At 60.5% G+C, this 20,875-nt stretch carries 17 protein-coding genes and 2 pseudogenes; 6 read left to right on the top strand and 13 right to left on the bottom strand.

Going from position 1 to position 20,875, the window contains the following annotated elements; translation table 11 throughout:
• Nucleotides 1-8: 8 nt before the first annotated feature.
• Both PspS35_RS10875 and PspS35_RS10880 read right to left on the bottom strand, forming a co-directional pair.
• Nucleotides 9-1,064, bottom strand: a complete 1,056-nt coding sequence (locus tag PspS35_RS10875; RefSeq protein WP_159934294.1) for a permease — start codon at nt 1,062-1,064, stop codon at nt 9-11.
• Between the two features lie 44 nt (nt 1,065-1,108).
• Nucleotides 1,109-1,810, bottom strand: a complete 702-nt coding sequence (locus tag PspS35_RS10880; protein ID WP_159934296.1) for a histidine phosphatase family protein — start codon at nt 1,808-1,810, stop codon at nt 1,109-1,111.
• A 256-nt stretch (nt 1,811-2,066) separates the two neighbouring features.
• Between PspS35_RS10880 and PspS35_RS10885 the strand changes: the two genes are divergently transcribed.
• The 3 genes from PspS35_RS10885 (at nt 2,067) to hemB (ending at nt 4,703) form a co-directional block, all read left to right on the top strand.
• A complete protein-coding gene (locus PspS35_RS10885) occupies nt 2,067-2,765 on the top strand; it encodes a glutathione S-transferase N-terminal domain-containing protein (protein ID WP_159934298.1) in 699 nt (232 codons plus the stop codon).
• A 3-nt stretch (nt 2,766-2,768) separates the two neighbouring features.
• Nucleotides 2,769-3,611, top strand: a complete 843-nt coding sequence (locus tag PspS35_RS10890; protein ID WP_159934300.1) for a PhzF family phenazine biosynthesis protein — start codon at nt 2,769-2,771, stop codon at nt 3,609-3,611.
• A 117-nt stretch (nt 3,612-3,728) separates the two neighbouring features.
• Nucleotides 3,729-4,703, top strand: a complete 975-nt coding sequence (gene hemB / locus PspS35_RS10895; RefSeq protein ID WP_159934302.1) for a porphobilinogen synthase — start codon at nt 3,729-3,731, stop codon at nt 4,701-4,703.
• 117 nt (nt 4,704-4,820) lie between these two features.
• Here the strand turns inward: hemB and PspS35_RS10900 are convergent.
• Nucleotides 4,821-7,883 (bottom strand): annotated as a pseudogene (locus PspS35_RS10900) (RHS repeat-associated core domain-containing protein); the annotation flags it as partial.
• 246 nt (nt 7,884-8,129) lie between these two features.
• Nucleotides 8,130-8,273, bottom strand: a pseudogene (locus PspS35_RS10905) (LysE family translocator); the annotation flags it as partial.
• A gap of 146 nt (nt 8,274-8,419) precedes the next feature.
• Here PspS35_RS10905 and PspS35_RS10910 point away from each other — a divergent pair.
• A complete protein-coding gene (locus PspS35_RS10910; RefSeq protein ID WP_159934304.1) occupies nt 8,420-9,505 on the top strand; it encodes a DUF1615 domain-containing protein in 1,086 nt (361 codons plus the stop codon).
• Here PspS35_RS10910 and PspS35_RS10915 read toward each other — a convergent pair whose 3' ends face one another.
• Entirely contained in the window at nt 9,506-10,300 is a 795-nt protein-coding gene (locus PspS35_RS10915; protein WP_159934306.1) for a DUF4349 domain-containing protein, read from the bottom strand.
• A gap of 156 nt (nt 10,301-10,456) precedes the next feature.
• Between PspS35_RS10915 and PspS35_RS10920 the strand changes: the two genes are divergently transcribed.
• Nucleotides 10,457-10,876, top strand: a complete 420-nt coding sequence (locus PspS35_RS10920) for a PaaI family thioesterase (RefSeq protein WP_122310145.1) — start codon at nt 10,457-10,459, stop codon at nt 10,874-10,876.
• Nucleotides 10,877-11,059: 183 nt separating this feature from the next.
• Here PspS35_RS10920 and PspS35_RS10925 read toward each other — a convergent pair whose 3' ends face one another.
• The 3 genes from PspS35_RS10925 to PspS35_RS10935 are packed head-to-tail and all read right to left on the bottom strand — an operon-like array spanning nt 11,060 to nt 13,645.
• Nucleotides 11,060-12,241 (bottom strand): acetyl-CoA C-acetyltransferase, encoded by a 1,182-nt coding sequence (locus PspS35_RS10925; RefSeq protein ID WP_159934308.1) that lies wholly within the window; start codon nt 12,239-12,241, stop codon nt 11,060-11,062.
• An 11-nt stretch (nt 12,242-12,252) separates the two neighbouring features.
• Nucleotides 12,253-12,912 (bottom strand): CoA transferase subunit B, encoded by a 660-nt coding sequence (locus tag PspS35_RS10930; RefSeq protein WP_159934311.1) that lies wholly within the window; start codon nt 12,910-12,912, stop codon nt 12,253-12,255.
• 34 nt (nt 12,913-12,946) lie between these two features.
• Entirely contained in the window at nt 12,947-13,645 is a 699-nt protein-coding gene (locus PspS35_RS10935) for a CoA transferase subunit A (RefSeq protein WP_159934313.1), read from the bottom strand.
• Nucleotides 13,646-13,778: 133 nt separating this feature from the next.
• On the opposite strand from PspS35_RS10935, the gene PspS35_RS10940 reads away from it, so the two are divergent.
• A complete protein-coding gene (locus PspS35_RS10940; RefSeq protein ID WP_159934315.1) occupies nt 13,779-14,684 on the top strand; it encodes a LysR family transcriptional regulator in 906 nt (301 codons plus the stop codon).
• Nucleotides 14,685-14,745: 61 nt separating this feature from the next.
• Here PspS35_RS10940 and PspS35_RS10945 read toward each other — a convergent pair whose 3' ends face one another.
• The 5 genes from PspS35_RS10945 to PspS35_RS10965 form a co-directional block, all read right to left on the bottom strand.
• Nucleotides 14,746-15,075: a hypothetical protein gene (locus PspS35_RS10945; protein WP_159934317.1), complete on the bottom strand. Its 330-nt coding sequence runs from the start codon at nt 15,073-15,075 to the stop codon at nt 14,746-14,748.
• A gap of 506 nt (nt 15,076-15,581) precedes the next feature.
• Nucleotides 15,582-16,427 (bottom strand): NAD-dependent protein deacetylase, encoded by an 846-nt coding sequence (locus tag PspS35_RS10950; protein ID WP_159934319.1) that lies wholly within the window; start codon nt 16,425-16,427, stop codon nt 15,582-15,584.
• An 8-nt stretch (nt 16,428-16,435) separates the two neighbouring features.
• On the bottom strand, nt 16,436-16,876 hold the full coding sequence (locus tag PspS35_RS10955) for a CBS domain-containing protein (RefSeq protein WP_159934321.1): 441 nt from the start codon (nt 16,874-16,876) through the stop codon (nt 16,436-16,438).
• 132 nt (nt 16,877-17,008) lie between these two features.
• Entirely contained in the window at nt 17,009-18,958 is a 1,950-nt protein-coding gene (locus tag PspS35_RS10960) for a DNA topoisomerase III (protein ID WP_159934323.1), read from the bottom strand.
• Nucleotides 18,959-19,139: 181 nt separating this feature from the next.
• Nucleotides 19,140-20,765: an MFS transporter gene (locus PspS35_RS10965; RefSeq protein ID WP_159934325.1), complete on the bottom strand. Its 1,626-nt coding sequence runs from the start codon at nt 20,763-20,765 to the stop codon at nt 19,140-19,142.
• Nucleotides 20,766-20,875 lie beyond the last annotated feature (110 nt).

The raw sequence follows: 20,875 nt of genomic DNA on the forward strand, positions 1-20,875 counted from the left end.
GCTTCAACTTAAAGAATGACCGCCCCGATCAACCCGCACACCACGCCCACCAACATGGTCAATACGGCCACCGTCACCAGCACCCGCGCATCGAAATCCTTGCGCAGCATCAGCAGCGACGGCAGGCTCACGCTGGGCAGGGTCATCAGCAAGGCCACGGCCGGGCCGGTGCCCATGCCCAGGGCCATCATGGTCTGCACGATGGGGATCTCTGCCGCGGTAGGAATCACAAACAACGTGCCGACGATCGCCAGCGGCACCAACCACACCAGGCTGTTGGCCATGGCACCGTCCACATGGGGGAACAGCCATACCCGCGCCGCGCCCAGGATCAGTACCGCCAGGATGTAGATCGGGATCGTGCTCCAGAACAACTGCCACAGGGTGCGCAACCAGCGGCTCAGGAACGGTTGCGACTCTACGTTGCTGGCGTCGGCGACAGCGTCCAGCGCGGCCTCTGGCACTTGGTCCGGGCGCGCAATACGCTGCGCCACCAGGGACACGCCCACCACCAGCACAATCCCCGCCACCAGCCGCAACGCGGTAAAGCCCCAGCCCAACACAAAGCCCATGAACACCAGGGTGGCCGGATTGAGCACCGGGTTGGCGATCCAGAACGCCAGCGCCGCACCCACCGACACCTGCTGGCGGCGCATGCCCGCTGCCACCGGTGCTGCGCAGCAACTGCACATCATCCCTGGCAAGGCGAACAGCCCGCCACGCACGGTCGAGCCCAGCCCTGCGCGGCCGAACAGGCGCAGCAACCAGTCGCGGGGGATCAATACCTGCAGCAGGGAGCCGAGGATCACCGCCAGTACAGCGGCTTTCCAGATCGCCAGGAAATACACCTGGGCATACGCCAGTGCCGCCGCCAGGGGCGAGTTTTGCTGATCATTGAGAATCGACGCGCCGATGCTGTGGTTATCGGCGGCGACAAACGCCTTGAAGTAGTAGGGCGACCACTTGACGTAGTAGAGGCCTACACAGGCCACCAGCAGGAACAACGCTGGTTTCCACCAGAACGACCAGCCCCGGACGGGCTGGGTGGAGGAGAGGTTAGACATGCTGATGATCCGCCGATGAGTCAATAGCCACGCATCATACGCTGTCAGCTATCGGCGCTCACCTGCGTCGGTTCCGGGCAGCTTTCTTCGCCGCCGTTCAAGCCCTGCTTGTAGTTGCGGCTGAGCAGCGAGGCCTTGCCGTTGTGCCAGGTCAGCGTCAGCACGTACAGCGTGTCGTAGTCGCTGCCGGACCAGTCGTCGGTGATGGTGTGTTTTTCACCGGACGCTTCACTTGCCACCTTGTTGATCAACTCCGGCAGGTAACCGTGGGACCAGGCGGTGTAGATCGTGGCGTTGTGATACTTGTCTTCGACCAGTTCATCGGCCAGGTCGCTGGTGTCATTGGCGGAGAACTGGATATTCACCGGCAGGCCCAACTTGATGGCGCTGGGGCTGATGGTCATCAGTGGGCGAATATAGCTGTAGGAGTTATCCAGCTCGCCTTCCTCGACATTGCGCGTCGGGTTGGCGGCGAACACGAAGTTGGCCTTGCCGAATTTTTCCGGCAGCAGGGTGGCCAGGTTCATTGCGCGGTTCAGGCCCTGGCAATTGAGTTGGCCCAGGCCGCCGGCCGGTTTTTCGCCGTGGCGCAGGAACACCAGGGTTTGCACGCCGTCTACCGGTTGGGCGCGGCTTTCACGGGCATCGAGGGCAGCAACCATGGCGCCACTCACCAGCAGCAGCGGCAACATGATGTACGAATAGCGTTTGAGTCGTTGCACAAGGCGAAGAGGCTTGATCGTCATTGTAGGTTCGAGTCTTCGTGCGTCGCGTTAAGGCGGACAAGCCTGGCCCCAATGACGCCCGGGGCGTCCTGCGGTGTTCCCTGTCGATATAGCGAGGTGCCTCCATTCACCGTTCAAGCGCACTTATGAGTGCACGCGGGCGTATTGGTTCGCCCATGCGGGATAATAGCCCGCTGATGTTGCGCATTGATGACCCAAGCAGGACACCGGGCAGATGTCTATCATGGGGACTTTCTGCCTAGCCAGGGACTTCCCGATGAACCCACTCGCCGCGTTCCCGATTAATAGCAAATGGCCTGCTCAGCACCCAGAGCGCTTGCAACTGTACTCGTTGCCCACGCCCAATGGGGTAAAAGTCTCGATCATGCTGGAGGAACTGGGCCTGCCCTATGAGGCGCACAAGGTCAGTTTCGAGACCCAGGACCAGTTGTCCCCCGAGTTTTTGTCCCTGAACCCCAACAACAAAATCCCTGCGATCATCGACCCCGACGGCCCGGCCGGCCAGCCGTTGGCACTGTTTGAGTCCGGCGCGATCCTGATCTACCTGGCAGAAAAAACCAGCCAGTTGCTCTCCGAAGATCCGGCGACACGTTATGAAACGATTCAATGGCTGATGTTCCAGATGGGCGGCATCGGGCCGATGTTTGGCCAGTTGGGTTTTTTCAATAAATTTGCCGGCAAGGCCTACGAAGACAAACGCCCCCGAGACCGCTACGCCGCCGAATCCCGCCGCTTGCTCCAAGTGCTGGAAAAACGCCTGCTCGGCCGTACCTGGATCATGGGCGATGACTACAGCATCGCGGACATTGCGACCTTTGCGTGGGTCCGCAACCTGATTGGTTTTTATGAATCGGGCGATATTGTCGGCATTGCCGACTTCCCTAACGTACTGCGCGCGCTGGACGGCTTTGTTGCCCGGCCAGCAGTGATCCGTGGCCTGAATATTCCGAGCTGACGCATGCCGACTTTCGATTTCAAACAACTGGATGTCTTCAGCCGTGTGTCGCTCAAGGGCAACCCGCTGGCAGTGGTCCTGGGTGCCGACAGCCTCAGCGACCAACAGATGGCGGACTTCGCCAAGTGGACCAACCTCAGTGAAACCACGTTTTTACTGACGCCGCGCGATCCTCGCGCTGACTACCGAGTGAGAATTTTCACCACGGTGCATGAACTGCCATTCGCCGGGCACCCTACGCTGGGCAGCTGCCATGCATGGCTGACGGCAGGTGGGGTGCCCAAAGGCGAGGAGATCATCCAGGAGTGTGAAATCGGCCTGGTGCGGATCCGACGTCAAGGCGATGAGCTGGCGTTTATCGCGCCGCCCTTGTTGCGTTCCGGTCCAGTGCAAGACGACGTGCTGGAGCGTGTGCGTCTGGGGTTGGGCCTGGCGCCGGGCCGTATCGTGCGCAGCCAATGGGTCGACAATGGCGCGGGGTGGCTCGCGGTGATGTTGGCTGATCGTGATCAGGTCCTGGCGTTGCAGCCGGATTATTCACAACTCAAAGGGCTGGCCGTTGGGGTGATTGCGCCCTGCAACCCTGTTGACGACGACGTGGATACCCAATTTGAAGTGCGTGGCTTTGTCGCAGGCGACGGCGCTCCGGAGGATCCGGCCACGGGCAGCCTCAATGCTGGCGTTGCCCAATGGTTGTTAGGTGAAGGGCTGGCGCCGGAGCGCTACGTGGTCAGCCAGGGCACGGCCATGGGGCGCGCGGGGCGTATCAGCGTCGAGCGCCAGGGCGATGAGATCTGGATCGGCGGGGCCGTCGCGGTGTGCATCGAAGGGCGTCTACAGCTCTAGATCAATACATTATTGCGAGCCTCGCAATACACTGTTGGCCCCTTGGCATTTGTGCTGCCGGGGCCTGGGGGCATAAGCTTTCGCCCCAAAGTTTTAGTCTTTAATGCCAGGAAAACCATGACCAGCCAGTTCCCTCAAGCCCGTCCACGCCGCCTGCGCCGCTCTCCGGAGCTGCGTGGCTTGTTCCAGGAAACCGAGTTCACCCTCAACGACCTGGTGCTGCCGATTTTCGTCGAAGAAGAAATCGACGATTTCGTGCCGATCACCAGCATGCCGGGCGTGCAACGCATTCCCGAGAAGAAGCTGGCCGCCGAGATCGAGCGCTATGCGCGTGCAGGCATCAAGTCGGTGATGACCTTCGGTGTGTCCCACCACCTGGACGCCAGCGGCAGCGACACTTGGAAAGAGCGCGGCCTGGTCTCGCGCATGTCCTCGATCATCAAGGACGTTGTGCCGGAAATGATCGTCATGTCCGACACTTGCTTCTGCGAATACACCGACCACGGCCACTGCGGCGTGATGCACGGCGCCCATGTCGACAACGACGCGACCCTGGTCAACCTCGGTAAACAAGCCGTGGCCGCGGCCCGCGCCGGCGCCGACGTGATCGCCCCGTCGGCTGCGATGGACGGCCAGGTCCAGGCCATCCGCCGTGCCCTGGATGACGCCGGTTTTACCCACATTCCGATCATGGCCTACTCCACCAAATTCGCCTCGGCCCTCTACGGCCCGTTCCGCGAAGCCGGCGGCAGCGCGCTTAAGGGCGACCGCAAAAGCTACCAGATGAACCCGATGAACCGCCGCGAAGCCGTGCGTGAATCGCTGCTCGATGAACAGGAAGGCGCAGACGCGCTGATGGTCAAGCCGGCCGGTGCCTACCTCGACATCATCCGCGACATCCGCGAAGCCTCACGCCTGCCGGTGGCGGCGTACCAGGTGAGCGGTGAATACGCGATGATCAAGTTTGGTGCCCAGGCTGGGGCGATCGATGAAGATCGCGTAGTGCGTGAGACCTTGGGATCGATCAAGCGCGCGGGTGCGGACCTGATCTTTACGTACTTTGCGATGGATCTGGCATTGGCTGGGATCTAAGGGCGGCACTTAACAGGTAGGGCGAGCAACGTGGGTCGTTCGCCCTGCCTGTTAATCCTCTACGTTGAGCCGTTTGCTTTTTTTCTTGGTTTTCGGCAAGCACTGTTGAGATCAGCAACTCAACCCTAACGGGTCCACCCATCCCGTCGGGTTGGGCGCGTACCGGTACACGTTGATCCCGCCGGCCAACTTCACTGGACCCTGCGTCAAGTAACGACCCAAACCTGGATCGTAGTAGCGATGGCGGCTGTAATGCAGCCCACTTTCCAGGTCGAAGTATTGGCCTTGAAAGCGCAGTGGGTTGTCGACTTTCTCGATGTCCAGACGGCTGATCTGGCCGTAGGCGCGGTAGTGGGCGGACCAGACGAACTTGCCCTGTGGGTCGGTGAGTTCCTGCGGTGTACCGAGGTGGTCGAGTTGATAGTGATAGGGCTGGGTTTCGTCCGGGCCAAATCCTTCCAGCAAAGCCAAGGGGCGAAAGCTGTCTGGCTCATAGACAAAGCTTCGATGACGATCCGCTTGATGCTCGGCAATCAGCTTGTCGCCTTGCCAGAAAAACTCCGTTGTTAAATCGCCAGCGGTCTTGCTGATGCGCCGCCCAAACGGGTCGTAACGGTAGCGGGCGGTTTGGCCGTTGGGTTGGGTAAGGCCGATCAACCGATGCTGGCAGTCGTAGTGGTACTCGGTGACGAGTTGATGGCCGTTGCCTCGGCGTTCACTGATCAGGTTGCCGAACGCGTCGTAGTCATAGTGCCGGTCGCCTTGGATCATCAGGCGGTTGCCGGTGACAATCTCGGGGCCGGGGCGGTCTTGCATGAGCAGGTTGCCGGCCGGGTTGTGGCCGAAGCGTTCCTGCAGGTCTTGTGAGTGGTCGGCGCGGGTCAGGCGGTTGAGCGAGTCGTAGTGGTAGTGATGGTCGCCTTTGCGGGTGTCGAACAGGCGGGTGAGGTTGCCGGAGTTGTCGTAGCTGTAGTGGCGGCGGTACAGAGCGCCTTCGACGTTGCAGACTCCGTGATGGAACAGGCGCCCATGCTTGTCGTATTGGTAACCGCTGAGCAGCTTGCCTTGACCACGTTGGTGTTCACGGCCAGCGTTGAACAGATGCGAGGTGAGCGTTTTGCCATTCAACTCGACGGTGGCGAGATAACCGCCTTTGTCATGGTTGAAGGTGAGACGATTGTCGTCCGGCAGGCGCAGGTGTTGAAGCTGGCCGCAAGCGTCGTAGCCGTAGTGCAAGGTGCCCCAGCCTTGGTGCTCGGCGATGAGGCGGTTTTGGGTGTCGTATTCGTAGGCGAGAGCCCAGTGGCCGTCGTCAACGCTAAGCAGGTTTCCCCGCCGGTCGTAGGTGTAGTCGATTTTGTTACCGTCGGGCAGGTTTTTTCTTACGAGACGACCGGCGTGGTCGCGCTGGTAATGGGTTATTAGCTGGCTGCCATCGTCGCCATATTCGGTTTTTTCCTGCAGGTTGCCGTTGAGGTCGTAGGCGTAGGCTGTGCGCCGACCGTCAAAGCCGATTTCCTGTTGGATCAGGCCGTTGGGGTGGTAATCCAGTCGGTAGGTTTCGCCAACTTCGTTTTCAATCTCGCTCAGCAGTAACTGCACGTTGTCGTAGCGGTACTTGACCTGGGTGCCGTCAGCGTTGATGCGGCGGCTGATCAGGTGCAGGCCGTCGGCGTATTCGTAGCGGGTGACGTGGCCCAGTTCATCGCGTTCGGTGGTTATTTTTCCGTAGGGGTTGTAGCTGTATTCCCGCGTTGCACCGCCGGGAAGCACGATGCGAACTAACCGACCTACGCTGTCCCACTTATACTGAGTCAGCGCGCCCTGTTCATTCTCGTAGGCAATCTGCCGGCCTAGGTCGTCGTAGCGATAACGCTTGAGGCCGCCATTGGGCAGTTGTTCTTCAACCAACTGGCCGCGTTCATTCCACACTAACCGCTGACAACTGTGATCGGGATACCAAACGCCAACCAGTTGCCCATATCGGTTGTAGCTATAGTCGGTGATATGGCCATCAGGGTCGGTCTTACGTGTAACGTCGCCCTGATCATTGCGCTCATACGTCCAAACCGCTGAACCTTGCCGCACAACCCGTACGAAACCGTTGTCATGCTCGTAGCACGTCGGCTCATCGTCTCCCGGAAACAGCGCCACCAAGCCCCCAGCTTCGTCGTATTGATGCGCTGTCACCGCGCCTAGTGGATTCTGTTCGACCGTCAACCGACCCTTGTCATCGTAGGATTTGAAATGCTGGGCGCCGTTTGCATCGATGCGCTGTACCCATCGCGCCCGGTTGTCATGGACATGCACTTCCTGACTGCCATCGGCGCTATGAACGATAACGCGGCCGTCATCCCCCCAGGCATACCGCGTGTCCATCTGCGAAAAACTGGCCCAATGCCGGACACATCGCGCCTCCTTGCCAGACCGTTCCCACGCCCAAAAGAAACTCGCCCCACCGGCCAGCCTGTGCTCGAGAATGACGTGCTGATCGTCGTAGTGATACACCTCGCTTTCGCCTATCGCATTGGTTGCACAAACCAGTCGGCCGATGTCGTCATAGGTGTAGGAAACAACACGCTGCCTGGTGACCCAGGCGCAAGGTTCATGTTCCTTGGCCCGTTGGACCTGGTAGTCCACCGCCACGATGCGGCTTGATTCATAACGCAAGAACAGCGAGCGCCCCGCGGCGTTGTCCAGCCGCTCAATACGCCCTAAATAATCCCGGTAAATCCGCAGCCGGTTGCCATACGCATCGCTGATCGAGACCAACACCTCGTCGCGAAAGTGATAAAACCGCGATGCGTGGGCCAGCACTAATTCATCTGGAAAAGCCCCCAGGTAAATCGCTGCTTGCGCCAGGCTATTGGTGATCGCCGGTCTGGAAACAGTGGGCGAGGGCAGGGTGATGGAGCGATGTTCGTGGTCCGTCCACACCACAGCATCGCCTGAGACGACAAGCCGATGCGCCAGCGAATGACGCCAGCCGAATCCCAGCCCCGCATCCACTTCCACCGCACGGGTGCAGTACAGCCGGGTCCACTCGAACGGCAAAATTCCGTCCAACGAACCATCGACGAGAGTGAGCAATACTTCGCCGGTGACCGTCGACACCAGGCGTCCGTTAGTCAAGGTCTTATCCGAGGCGGCAACAGCATCCCCCTTGGGATTTGTCGCCACGTCCTGCATCGTACTAACCAGGTTTTTTACGAAAACAACCATCTGCAATCCCTCGCACTGTGTATTCAGGCGAGGGACTTTGCAGAGGTTTTCAGGGCAGGGATGTAGAGCTCATCTGACGCTTATGTGGGAGGTTTCAGCGGCTTTCGTCAGCCTCAAAACCTTTAGCGCTGTGCGAGCGCCAAATTCAACCCCAGCCCGGCAAACGCTGCTGCAAAACTGCGGCGCAACCAGTTCTGCACCCGCAATGATCCCGCCAGTGCAGCCGAGAGCCGCGTATACGCTGGCACGCTTGCCGGCGGTCAGGCCTGTGGAAATGGTGTAGATCACGCCTGTGCCGGGGATCCGCACGACGATCAGGCACGTGATGAGGAAGTTCAGGCTGAGCATCGCATTCAAACGCCTTGTACGAATGAGCGATGACAGATCCTGTCACGTTCGGCCCGCGCTGGCGAGAGGGCAGGTTGGCGAACCCGCGTTAGACTTACCGGTCCATATCCGCAACGCCCGGCCCATTGCTCTTCAAGGAAAGCCCCATGTCCTCACGCCGCCTGATCCTGTGCCTTATCCCCTTGTGGGTGCTGGCCGGTTGCTCCACCTCACGCGGTCCGCAACAACCGGAACGCAGCGAGGCCGAGGTGAAGGCGCAGATTGTGCGCCTGCTCCCGGCCAAGGTGGCTGATCGCAATGGTTGGGTTCAGGATATCTACACGGCTTTCGACACCCAGAAAATCTACCCCAGCACCGAGAATATCTGCGCTGTGCTGGCGGTGACGGAGCAGGAGTCCACCTATCAGGTCGATCCGCCCGTGCCCGGTTTGGGCAAGATCGCCCAGGACGAAATCCTGCGCCGCGCCGGCAAGGTGCATGTGCCAGCCTTCGTGGTGCGCAGCGCGCTGCAATTGAAGTCGCCCAGCGGCAAGTCCTACGCCGACCGGTTGAGTGCCGCACGCACCGAGAAAGACCTCAGTGGCATCTTCGACGACTTCATCAGCATGGTGCCGCTGGGCAATACACTGTTTGCTGGTTTCAACCCGGTGCACACCGCTGGCCCGATGCAGGTCAGCATCGAGTTTGCACAGAAGCAGGCGCGGGGCTATCCCTACACGGTGGATGGCTCGATTCGTCGTGAGGTGTTCACTCGGCGCGGCGGCATGTACTTCGGCATCGCGCACTTGCTCGGTTACCCAGTGCACTACGACCAGCCGCTGTACCGCTTTGCCGACTTCAATGCGGGCTGGTATGCCAGCCGCAATGCAGCGTTCCAGGCTGCCGTCAGCCGCGCTTCGGGCACCGAGTTGGCGCTGGATGGGGATTTGATTCGCTACGGCTCACTGCTGCCCGGCACCACCGAATTGGCGGTGCGCGCCTTGGGCGCCAAGCTGGATATGCGTAACCCCAGTATCCGCAGCCAGCTGGAGCGCGGCGATCAGTTGGGTTTTGAGGACACCACGCTTTACACGCGTGTGTTTGCCCTGGCCGACAAGGCGAATGGAAAGCCAATGCCACGGGCGATCCTGCCGGGCATCGTACTCAAAAGCCCGAAGATCACCCGCAACCTCACCACGGCGTGGTTCGCCAAGCGCGTGGATGAGCGCTATCAGCGCTGTATGAAGCGCTGATCAGGGGCGGCGCCGCACAAACTTGCGCCACAGCCATACCCACAACCACACCACCGGGAACGCCAGGATCACGAAGGGCAGTACATAGCTGGCGCGCTCCAGGGCGTCGGCTGTGCCTTCCACCATGTTCGTGCCCAGGTTGCTGAACATCCGACTCAAGCGTGACGGTTGGTTCGCGCCGTCCGAAGAGCGGAAGTTGAGGGTGACGCGGTTGGTATCCAGGCGGCGCTGCTGGCCAGCGGCAATCTGGGCCAGTGCCTGCAGGTCGTTTTCGATCCCGGCCTGTTCCTTGCTCAAGGCGATCAGGTCGCTGACGGTGATGTCCTTGCGCTTGGCCAGTTCGTCGAGGCGTTGCTGCTGCGCTTGCAAGCGCTCCTGGCGGCGATGGACATCGGACACTGCATCGGCCAGGTCCTCGGCGGTGGTGATGCGCTGGCCGAGTGTGCCGCCTTCCGCCGCCATGGCGACCATTGGTTCTACACCGGTGGGCGCGATGCGCAGGATGATCTCGCCACCATTACCATCTTCGGTAATGCCTAGGATATTGCAGGCGCCGAAGCGTGCAGTCTCGCAGGCTTCGCGGGTGGCCTGCATGCGCGGTGCAAGCAGGGTGCCGGGCAGGGCCAGGGTGAGTTCATGCTCATAGGCCAGTTGTGCGCCGGCCCGGCCTTGTTCGCCACTGAACGCGGCGGCACGGGAGTGGTCCTTTGGTGAGCAGCCGACCAGTAGCAGGCTGGTCAACAAGAACACGAGAGGCACGCGAAGCGGGCGAAGGTTGCCGTCCAGATGGCGCATTGCAGTTCCTTGAGGTGTGCGGGGAAATGGGCGGCGATTAAAGCGGGTCTGGCGGATTAACGCAAAGTATCGTGCAAGATTTGCACGGCTGATGGTGATGGCTACCGCAGAAGGGCTGGGGTACATCTCAGGCCTGACGCCAAGGAAGAACCCGCCATGATTGCCCACGCCGTGCCCGAAGGCTTTGTCCCACTGCCCCGTAGTAGCCCGCTGCTTGATCTGCTTGGCCCGGCGTATTGCCGGGGGGAAGGCCTGCAACTGGAGGTCGGCTTGCGGGCTGACAATCGCCATGCCAACGGTCGCGGCACGGTACATGGCGGGGTACTGGCGACGTTGGCGGATATTGGCATGGGCTATGCGATGGCGTTTTCCAGTGAGCCGCCGTTGCCGCTGATTACGGCGAGTATGACGGTTGATTACCTGGGGGCGGTGCAGGTTGGGGAGTGGATTGTGGTGCGGTTGGAGCATCACAAGCGAGGGCGGCAAATGGCGTTTGGGACGGTGAGTTTGCAGGTGGGGGAGAAGGTAGTGGCGCGGGCGAATGCGGTGTTTGCCGTGCCTCAATCTGACAGGTGATGAAGCCCCACCCCACATTTGGAGTGTGTTTCTTCAGGAAAGCTGTGTAAAGGAAAGGCCCGGTTTTTGTGGAACCGGGCCTTTCGTGTGTTGCTCTTGTGAAAAGGGCCGTTACGCAGCCCGGCGCGGGGCAAGCCCGCTCACCACAACAAGCCCTTCAACACACACGCACGATCGTCAATATCAGCTGCGTTCCAGAGCCAGGGCTACGCCCTGGCCACCGCCGATGCACAGCGTTGCCAGACCTTTCTTGGCATCGCGCTTGATCATTTCATGCAGCAGGGTCACCAGCACGCGGCAGCCTGAGGCGCCGATGGGGTGGCCGATGGCGATCGCGCCGCCGTTGACGTTGACCTTCTCAGCGTCCCATTCCAACTCTTTGCCCACGGCCAATGCTTGAGCGGCGAAGGCTTCGTTGGCTTCGATCAGGTCCAGGTCGCTGAGCTTCCAGCCGGCTTTATCCAGGCAACGACGGGTGGCCGAGACTGGGCCGATGCCCATGATCGCCGGGTCGACGCCGGCGTTGGCGTAGCTGGCGATGCGCGCCAGTACCGGCAAGCCCAGTGCCTTGGCCTTGTCGGCACTCATCAGTAGCACGGCGGCGGCGCCGTCATTAAGGCTGGAGGCGTTGCCAGCGGTGACGCTGCCGTCTTTCTTGAAGGCCGGCTTGAGCTTGGCCAGGGAGTCGGCGGTGGTGCCGGCGCGAGGCTGTTCATCCACGGCGAAGGCGACTGGATCACCCTTGCGCTGGGGGATAAGGATCGGTGTGATTTCGTCCGCAAAGCGCCCGGCGTCGATGGCCGCACTGGCTTTTTGCTGGGAGGCGGCAGCGAAGGCGTCCTGGGCTTCACGGCTGATGCCGTACTTGTCCACCAGGTTCTCGGCGGTGATGCCCATGTGGTAGTCGTTGAACGCGTCCCACAGGCCGTCGGTGATCATGCTGTCGATCATCTTGGCGTGGCCCATGCGCAAGCCGGTGCGCGCGGCGGGCAATACGTACGGGGCCAGGCTCATGTTTTCCATGCCACCGGCGATGATCACGTCTGCGTCGCCGCAACGGATGGCCTGGGCGCCGAGGTGCAAGGCCTTGAGGCCCGAGCCGCAGACCTTGTTCAGCGTCAGGGCAGGTACCGCATGGGGCAGGCCGGCGAGGATCGAAGCCTGGCGCGCGGGGTTCTGGCCGCTGCCGGCGGTGAGCACCTGGCCGAGGATCACTTCATCCACTTGGGCCGGGTCCAGGCCGGTCTGCTCCAGCAGGCGACGGATCACGGCGGCGCCCAGTTCCGGCGCCGGGATGCTGGCCAGTGAACCCTGGAAGCTGCCCACGGCGGTGCGGGTGGCAGCAACAATCACGACGTCTTGCATGGAATCTGTCCTCACTGGAAGTGCATTTCTGGAACGTGGTCCGGGACGATCAGTTTACCGGCGGTCTTGCTCACAATCTCTTCAACACTGACGCCAGGTGCGCGTTCCTTGAGGACAAAAGCGCCATTTTCGATCTCCAGGTACGCCAGGTCCGTCAATACACGCTTGATGCAGTTGGCGCCGGTCAGTGGCAAGCTGCATTGGCTGAGCAACTTGGACTCACCGTCCTTGGACGCGTGGGTCATGATCACGATGATGTTTTCGGCGCCGGCCACCAGGTCCATGGCGCCGCCCATGCCTTTGACCAATTTGCCGGGAATCATCCACGAGGCGATGTTGCCGTGTACGTCGACTTCAAACGCGCCGAGTACGGTAAGGTCGACGTGGCCGCCGCGAATCATCGCGAAGGATTCGGCAGAGGAGAAGATCGAGGCGCCGACACGTGCGGTGACGGTCTGTTTACCGGCGTTGATCATGTCGGCATCGATGGTGTCTTCGGTGGGAAACGGGCCCATGCCGAGCAGGCCGTTTTCCGATTGCAGCATCACTTCCATGCCTTCGGGTATGTAGTTGGCCACCAGGGTTGGAATGCCGATGCCGAGGTTTACGTAGAAACCGTCCTGCATTTCGCGGGCGACGCGTTGAGCCATTTGTTCGCGGGTAAGAGCCATTTTATGAGTCCTTATTGTTCGGGCTGGGGGCGGATTATTTGCGCACGGTGCGCTGTTCGATGCGCTTCTCGAACGTGCCGCAGATGATCCGGTCGACGTAGATGCCAGGAGTGTGGATCTGCGCCGGGTCCAGCTCGCCCGGTTCGACGATTTCCTCGACTTCGACCACGGTGATCTTGCCGGCGGTGGCGGCCAGCGGGTTGAAGTTCTGGGCGGTGTGGCGGTAGATGACGTTGCCGAAGTGGTCGGCTTTCCAGCCTTTGACGATGGCGAAGTCGCCGGTGATGGATTCTTCCATCAGGTACGGGCGACCGTTGAATTCACGGGTTTCCTTGCCGTCGGCAACCGGTGTGCCGACGCCGGTGGCGGTGAAGAACGCCGGGATGCCCGCACCGCCTGCGCGCATTTTCTCTGCCAGGGTGCCTTGAGGGGTGAGCACCACTTCGATTTCGCCGCTGAGCAATTGCTTCTCGAACAGGGCGTTTTCACCCACGTAGGAGGCGATCACTTTGCTGATCTGCTTTTCTTCCAGCAGCACGCCCAAGCCAAAACCGTCGACGCCGCAGTTGTTGGAAACCACGGTCAGGTCGCGGGTGCCTTTGCGCTTGATCTCATTGATGAGGTTTTCTGGAATGCCGCACAGGCCAAAACCACCGGAGAGCACGGTCATACCGTCTTCCAGGCCTGCCAGCGCTTCCTCGTAGGACGCCACGCGTTTATCGAAACCTGCCATATGCACCTCTATTTATTGTGTGTGGGTCTGCCAATGGATCGAGTGTTGCGCCGACGGATTGATTTGTTAAGTTGTTTTTTAAGGTTGATTGATTTAGAAAACAGCATAGTCCATTGCCGTTCGGAGTAGCGCCATGACCGTTAAGCAGATGCGTGCGTTTCTCGCTGTGGCCCAAAGCCTGAGTTTTGCCGCCGCCTGCGAGCGCCTGCACCTCTCTCAATCGGCGCTGAGCCTGACCATCAAGGGCCTGGAAGAAGGCTTGGGTGGCCGCTTGTTCAGCCGTAACACCCGTAACGTCGCGCTGACGCCGGAAGGCGAGTCACTGTTGCCCCTGGCGCGGCGGCTGATTGCCGATTGGGACAATACCGAGGACGAACTGCGTCAGCGCTTCACCCTGCAACGTGGACGGGTCACGGTGGCGGCGATGCCATCGTTTGCTGGCAATTTGCTGCCGCCGATCCTGAAGATATTCCGTGCACGTTACCCTCAGGTGAATGTGACGGTGCACGACTTGATCAATGAACAGGTACTGGAGATGGTGCGCGACCGTCAGGTGGAGCTGGGCGTCGCGTTTGAGCCGTCGGAAGGCTCGTCACTGGCGTTTACCCCACTGTACCTGGACCGCTTCATTGCAGTGGTGCCCGGCGACTCACCGCTGGCGCAGTGTGCCGAGATTGATTGGGCGACCTTGCTGGAACAGCCGTTCATCACCTTGCAGCGACCCTCCACAGTCCGGGTGATGCTGGAAGAGCATTTGGGCGCCTTGCAGATGAAACTGCCCGTGGCGCTGGAAAGCCATCAACTGGCAACGGTGGGCAAGATGGTTGCCAGTGGCCTGGGCGTCAGTGCCGTGCCTGCATTGTGTGCACGACAGATGGAAGAGGCGGGGGCCCATTGCATCACCTTGAACAGTCCGGTGATTGAGCGGCCGATTGGTGTGCTGACCAAGCCGGGGCATGAGTTGTCGGCGGCGGCGCAAGTGTTGTTTGATATTTTTCGAGATGAAGCGGGGAAGGGGCGGTTTCCGGCATTGTCATAAAACGGTAGTTAAAAAGCCCGCTCGAACTAACGAGCGGGCTTGAATGTTTAATGCTGAGTGATCAGCAGTATCTATCAATCACTTTAACCTGCGAATGGCCTTTAAGGTTCTGCCATTCAGTATTGAGTGTGTGAAAGACCTGCTCGATAAAGTTGCGATCAGCCGCAGCCTTCTTGCCGACATAACCCTGGCCGCGGCGGTACACCTTCAGGCGCGCTGCCAGTTCACGGTTGGTGCGGTCAAACTCGGCTTCTTCGGTGTTGGGCGCCAGGCAGTCAAGTTGCACTTCGCCCGATTTGCCAATCCACAGGATATGGTCGTCGAGTGTGTCTTTCTGCGCTGCGAACATCTCAGCCAATTCATCGATAGTTGGTTGGTTGTTCAGATTCATGTGTAAGCCCCTTGACCAGTTGGCGATCTATCAGTTGATTCCGTTAAAACTGCTTAGTTGTCTCCGGTTCTGAAAACCGGGCGTCAGTGACGGTCTGCCGAATACGGGCAGGGTCTTGAACCTGATGCATGTAGTCTTGCTAATGAACGGCTACGCCATGGTTTCATAACGAAGACAAGCAGCGTTTGAGCTCCTTGTACCCATCCCTTGCGGGGCAGGTCAGCTTCATCAATCTGCCTTGTGGGCAGTGCACATCCGGAAAAAACAGCTCGGCGGTCAGACGAGCGCTTTCAAAACACGTGTTACCAACGCTCCCGATGCGGGAGACGTCTCGATAATGCAAGGACAAAAAGGTTACGTCAACGATTATGTAGTGAATATTTTCTGTCACTACATAAATTGTCGTGGGGACGGGGGAATGCGGAAGAACGTGACTTGGGCGTCATTTTTTGGAGGTAATGGTCAACCCGTAAATGGGCCTTTGGGGCGAGCGGGCTTGCGGCTGGTCAGCGCAATCGTTCGGCAAGCAGGGGTAACAACCGCTCGCACGACGCTTGGATCTTTACCTGCAACCAATCATCCCCGCGGGTCTTGCCGAGGTTGATGGCGATTACCGGTTTGCCTTGTTCGACCATGGCCTTGCACAGGCGAAACGCCGAATACGCCATCAGCGATGAACCCACCACCAGCAATCCCTCGGCGTGCTCTACCGCAGCCATCGCCTTGGCTGCTGTGGCCTGGGTGACGTTTTCGCCAAAAAACACCACGTCCGGCTTGAGCCGCTGGCCATTGCAATGGGGGCAGTGGGGGACTTGGAAGCGCGCTTCAAACGCAGGATCAAGCAGGGTATCGCCATCCGGTGCCTGCACCGCATCGACGCCAGCCAGGTAGGGATTCTGGCCTTCCATCAGGCGCTGGATCACATCGCGCTCGCTGCGTTGCTGGCAATCCAGGCACAACACCCGATGCAGGCTGCCGTGCAGTTCGATCACGTCGCGGCTGCCAGCCTGATCATGCAGGGTGTCGACGTTTTGCGTGATCAGCCCGCTGATGCGCTGATGCTGTTGCAGCGTCGCCAACGCCAGGTGCGCCTTGTTCGGCTCGGCAATGCGCACCCTCGGCCAGCCCAGCATCGCCCGCGCCCAGTAGCGGCGGCGTGCCTGCGCGGTGGCGAGGAATTCCTGGTACATCATCGGCGCCTTGCCACGGCGCACACCTTCATTGTCGCGGTAATCGGGGATGCCCGACGACGTACTGATACCTGCACCGGTCAATACCAGAAAGCGCCGTTCGGCCATGGCGCGGTGCAGGGTGTCGAGGTGGTCTTGTTGATGTTCCAGGCTGTCGAGCATGGGATCCCCTATTCGCCGCGGATGTATTGCTCCAGCTGCTTGATCAGGTCGGCTTGCTCGGCGATGGCTTCTTTGACCAAGTCGCCGATGGATAACAGGCCAAGCAGTTTGCCGTCCTCGACCACGGGCAAGTGACGCAGGTGGCTGTCGGTCATGATATTCATGCATTCCTCGACACTTTTGTGGGTGTCGACGGTGATCACCGGGGAGCTCATCACCTCGTGGACCTTGGTGGTGACCGACGACAACCCCTTGAGCATGATTTTACGTGCGTAGTCGCGTTCGCTGATGATGCCCACCACCACGTCGTCCTTGACGACCGGCAAGGCCCCGACGTTTTTTTCCGACATCCGCACCAGCGCTTCAAACACGGTGTGGTCCCATTTGATCGTATGGACGTCCTGGTTTTTATGGTCCTTGGCTTTGAGCAATTGTGCGACGGTTTTCATGGCAGCCACTCCGGTGTTGTTATTGGGACGTCAGCGGGTCACCTACAGAATCCTAGACGGGCTGCGGCACCGCAAGGTCCAAAGCGGCGCTAAACCCGTCGAAAAACGTCATTCGCCGGATTTTTTCCGTGTTTACCCAGCATTTGTCGGCTTTTTAGCTCGCTTGGAGCTGGCGGCGGCCTTGCGTGGGGCGGCCTTGCGCTTCTTTTTCCACGGTGCGGCGCCTTTACCCGCCGGGCTGGCCGGGCCGCTAATGGTCATGCGCATGCCATTGCAGCGCGCCACCTGCTTGCTCATCCACGCCGCCTGCTTGGCGACAAATTCTTCCAGGCTCATTTCACCGCTTTGCACCATGTCCAGCGCCTGTTCCCAGATGGCGGTGGTGCCAGGGTCGGCAATGGCCCTGGGCACAGCGTCGATCAGGCTGAACGCCGCCGGTGTGGCCGACAGCGCCTTGCCGTTTTTCACCAGGTAACCTCGGTCGAGCAGCCCTTGGATAATCCCGGCGCGGGTGGCCTCAGTGCCGATACCGGTGGTGTCCTTGAGTTTTTGCTTGAGCAGCGGGTCTTCCACCAGCTTGGCGACATTTTTCATCGCCTTGATCAGGTCGCCTTCGGTAAAGGGTTTGGGCGGTTGGGTCCACAAGTCCTTGAGATGGACCTTGGCCACGGCATAGTCCTGGCCCTGTCCCAAGGCGGGTAAGGCTTGTGGTGCGGGCGCTTCACGACCCTTGGTCGGCGCCAGTGCTTCGGGCAGGGCGCGTTTCCAGCCCGCTTCGATCACCACCTTGCCCACCGCGCGCAAGGCAAAGCCAGCGCAGTCGAAATCCGCCTGGGTGCGGTCGTATTCATGGTTGGGCAGGAACTGCGCCAGGTAGCGCGCACGAATCAGCGTGTACACCGCACGATGCTTGCCCGTGAGCTGCCCCACATCTTTGCCGGCGCCGGTGGGAATGATGCCGTGGTGGGCGCTGACCTTGGCGTCGTTCCAGGCCCTGGAACGGCGCTGGGGGTCGATATGGGGCATCAGCTCGTTGACCGCCGCGTCGGCGCGGCCCAGCGCGGCAAGAATCTTCGGTGCCTCGCTGTGCTGGCTCACGGGCAGGTAGCCGCAGTCGCTTCGCGGGTAGGTGATGACCTTGTGGGTTTCGTAGAGGGACTGGGCGATATCCAGGGTTTCCTGGGCGCCGAGGCCGAGTTTCTTGGAGCAGATTTCCTGCAGGGTGCCCAGGTCGAAGGGCAGCGGCGCCACTTCACGCATGCGTTCGGTGCGAAGTTTCACCAGGCGTGCGCTGGCGGCGTTGGTCATGGCGTCGGCGGCTTCACGGGCCAGTTGCGGGTTGAGGCAGCGGCCTTGATCGTCGCAGGCGTCTTCGGCAGCGCGCCATTGCGCGGTGAATGTCATGCGGTCGTGGCGCAGGTCCACATCGATGGCCCAGTACGCCACGGGCACAAAATCGGCGATGCTGCGATCGCGGTCCACCACCAGGCGCAAGGTCGGGGTTTGCACCCGGCCCACCGGCAGTACGCCTTGATAGCCGGACTGACGCCCCAGCAGGGTAAACAGGCGGCTCATGTTCATGCCGATCAGCCAGTCGGCGCGGGAGCGGCCAAGGGCCGAGTGATACAGGCTGAAGGTCTGCGCGCCGGGCTTGAGCGCGGCCAGGGCCTTGCGAATGGAGGCATCGTCCAGCGCCGACAGCCACAACCGCTGGATCGGCCCGCGATAGCGGCAATGCTCCACCAGTTCACGGGCGATCATCTCGCCCTCACGGTCGGCATCGGTGGCGATCACCAGTTCCTGGGCTTCCCCGAGCAGGCGCTTGACCGCCTTGAATTGGCTGGCGGTCTTGGGCTTGACCAGCATTTTCCATTTTTCCGGGACGATCGGCAGGTCGGCCAGCACCCAGCGTTTGTACTTGGCGTCGTAGGCGTCGGGCGGGGCGGTTTCCAGCAGGTGACCGATGCACCAGGTGACAGTGACCCCATTGCCCAGCCAGCAGCCGTCACCCCGGCGACTGGCGCCGAGCACGGCCGCGATATCCTTGGCCTGGGAGGGTTTTTCACAGAGGTACAGCCGCATGGTCAGCCCATTCTTTACACAGTTGAATGGAGAGCAGGATGGGCATAAGAAGGGAATTGATCAACCGTTATCTGTATGGATGTACAGCTTTAAGTTTCAAGCTACAAGCCGCAAGTCAATGCCGATTCGCTCTGACTTGCCGCTTGTAGCTTGCCGCTTGTAGCTTGCCGCTTGTAGCTGCTTAATTATTATCAATATCCACGTGCCGCGTTTCTTTGAGGCAGAACAACCCCACGATCAGGCTCACCCCGGTAATCACCACCGGGTACCACAAGCCATAGAAGATATCCCCGGTGTACACCACCAGCGCAAACGACACCGTCGGCAGGAACCCGCCAAACCAGCCGTTACCGATGTGGTAGGGCAGGGACATCGAGGTGTAGCGGATACGCGTTGGGAACAATTCCACCATCAGCGCCGCCAACGGGCCATAGCACATCGCCGCGATCAGGATCAGCGCCACGATCAGCACCACCACCATGACTTTGTTGACCTGGGCCACATCCGCCGAAGTCGGGTAACCGGCCAGGGTCACGGCGCCACGCAGGGCTTTTTCGTCAAAACCGTCGATACGCACTTCGCCCACGCTCACCTGCACCGGGCTGCCGGCGGGTGCGGCGGCGCTGCTGTAGGGCAGGCCTTGCTTGACCAGGAAGGTCTTGACCTTGTCGCACGGGCTGTCAAATTTCGCCTTGCCCACCGGATCGAACTGGAAGGTACAGGTGGCTGGGTCGGCCAGCACGGTGATCGGTGCCTGTTGGCTGGCTTGGTCCATCGCCGGGTTGGTGTAGTGCGCCAGGCTCTTGAAGATCGGGAAGTACAACACGGTCGCCAGCAGCAGGCCGAGCATCAGCACCGGCTTGCGCCCGACCTTGTCCGACAGCCAGCCAAAGAAGATGAAGAACGGCGCGCCGATCACTACGCTGATAATCAGCAGCATGTTGGCCAACGCCGGGTCCATCTTCAGGAACTGCGTGAGGAAAAACAGCACATAGAACTGCGAGGCGTAAAAGGTCACCGCTTGCCCACCGTTGATGCTGAACAGCGCAATCAGCACCACCTTGAGGTTTTCCCATTTGCCGAACGACTCACGGATCGGTGCCTTGCTGGCCTTGCCTTCCTCTTTCATTTTCAGAAAGGCCGGTGACTCGTGCAGGCTCATGCGGATCCAGGTGGAAATGCCCAGCAGTACGATGGAAAACAGGAACGGAATCCGCCAGCCCCACACTTCGAACTGGTCACCGGTGAAGTAACGGCAGGCCAGCACCACCAGCAGCGACAGCAACAGGCCGATGGTCGCCGTGGATTGAATCCAACTGGTGTTGAGGCCACGTTTGCCGGCCGGCGCATGTTCGGCCACGTAGGTGGCTGCGCCGCCGTACTCGCCGCCCAGCGCCAGGCCTTGCAGCATGCGCAGCACGATCAGGATGATCGGCGCCGCGATGCCGATGCTCGCGTAGGTCGGCAGCAGCCCGACGCAGAAGGTGGCGACGCCCATCAGGATGATGGTGACGAGGAAGGTGTACTTGCGCCCGATCATGTCGCCCAGGCGCCCGAACACCAGTGCGCCGAACGGGCGCACCACAAAGCCGGCGGCAAAGGCCATCAGGGCAAAGATAAACGCCGTGGTGTCGTTGACCCCGGCAAAGAACTGTTTGCTGATCACGGCAGCCAGGGCGCCGTAGAGGAAAAAGTCATACCACTCGAACACCGTCCCCAGGGACGAGGCGAAGATGACTTTTTTTGAATCGTTGGCAGTGCTCGCGGTGTTGACCGTCGAGCCCAGGGTTTGAGCATGTTCTGACATCGGGTAGCCCTCACAGTGATTATTTATTGTTGTTCCACTGTCGGCGCCAACCTCGGCGCCGGTCTGTTTCCGTTCCTCTGTAGAAGCGAGCTTGCTCGCGAAAATCGTCA

It is taken from the genome of Pseudomonas sp. S35, assembly GCF_009866765.1.
GTDB lineage: Bacteria > Pseudomonadota > Gammaproteobacteria > Pseudomonadales > Pseudomonadaceae > Aquipseudomonas.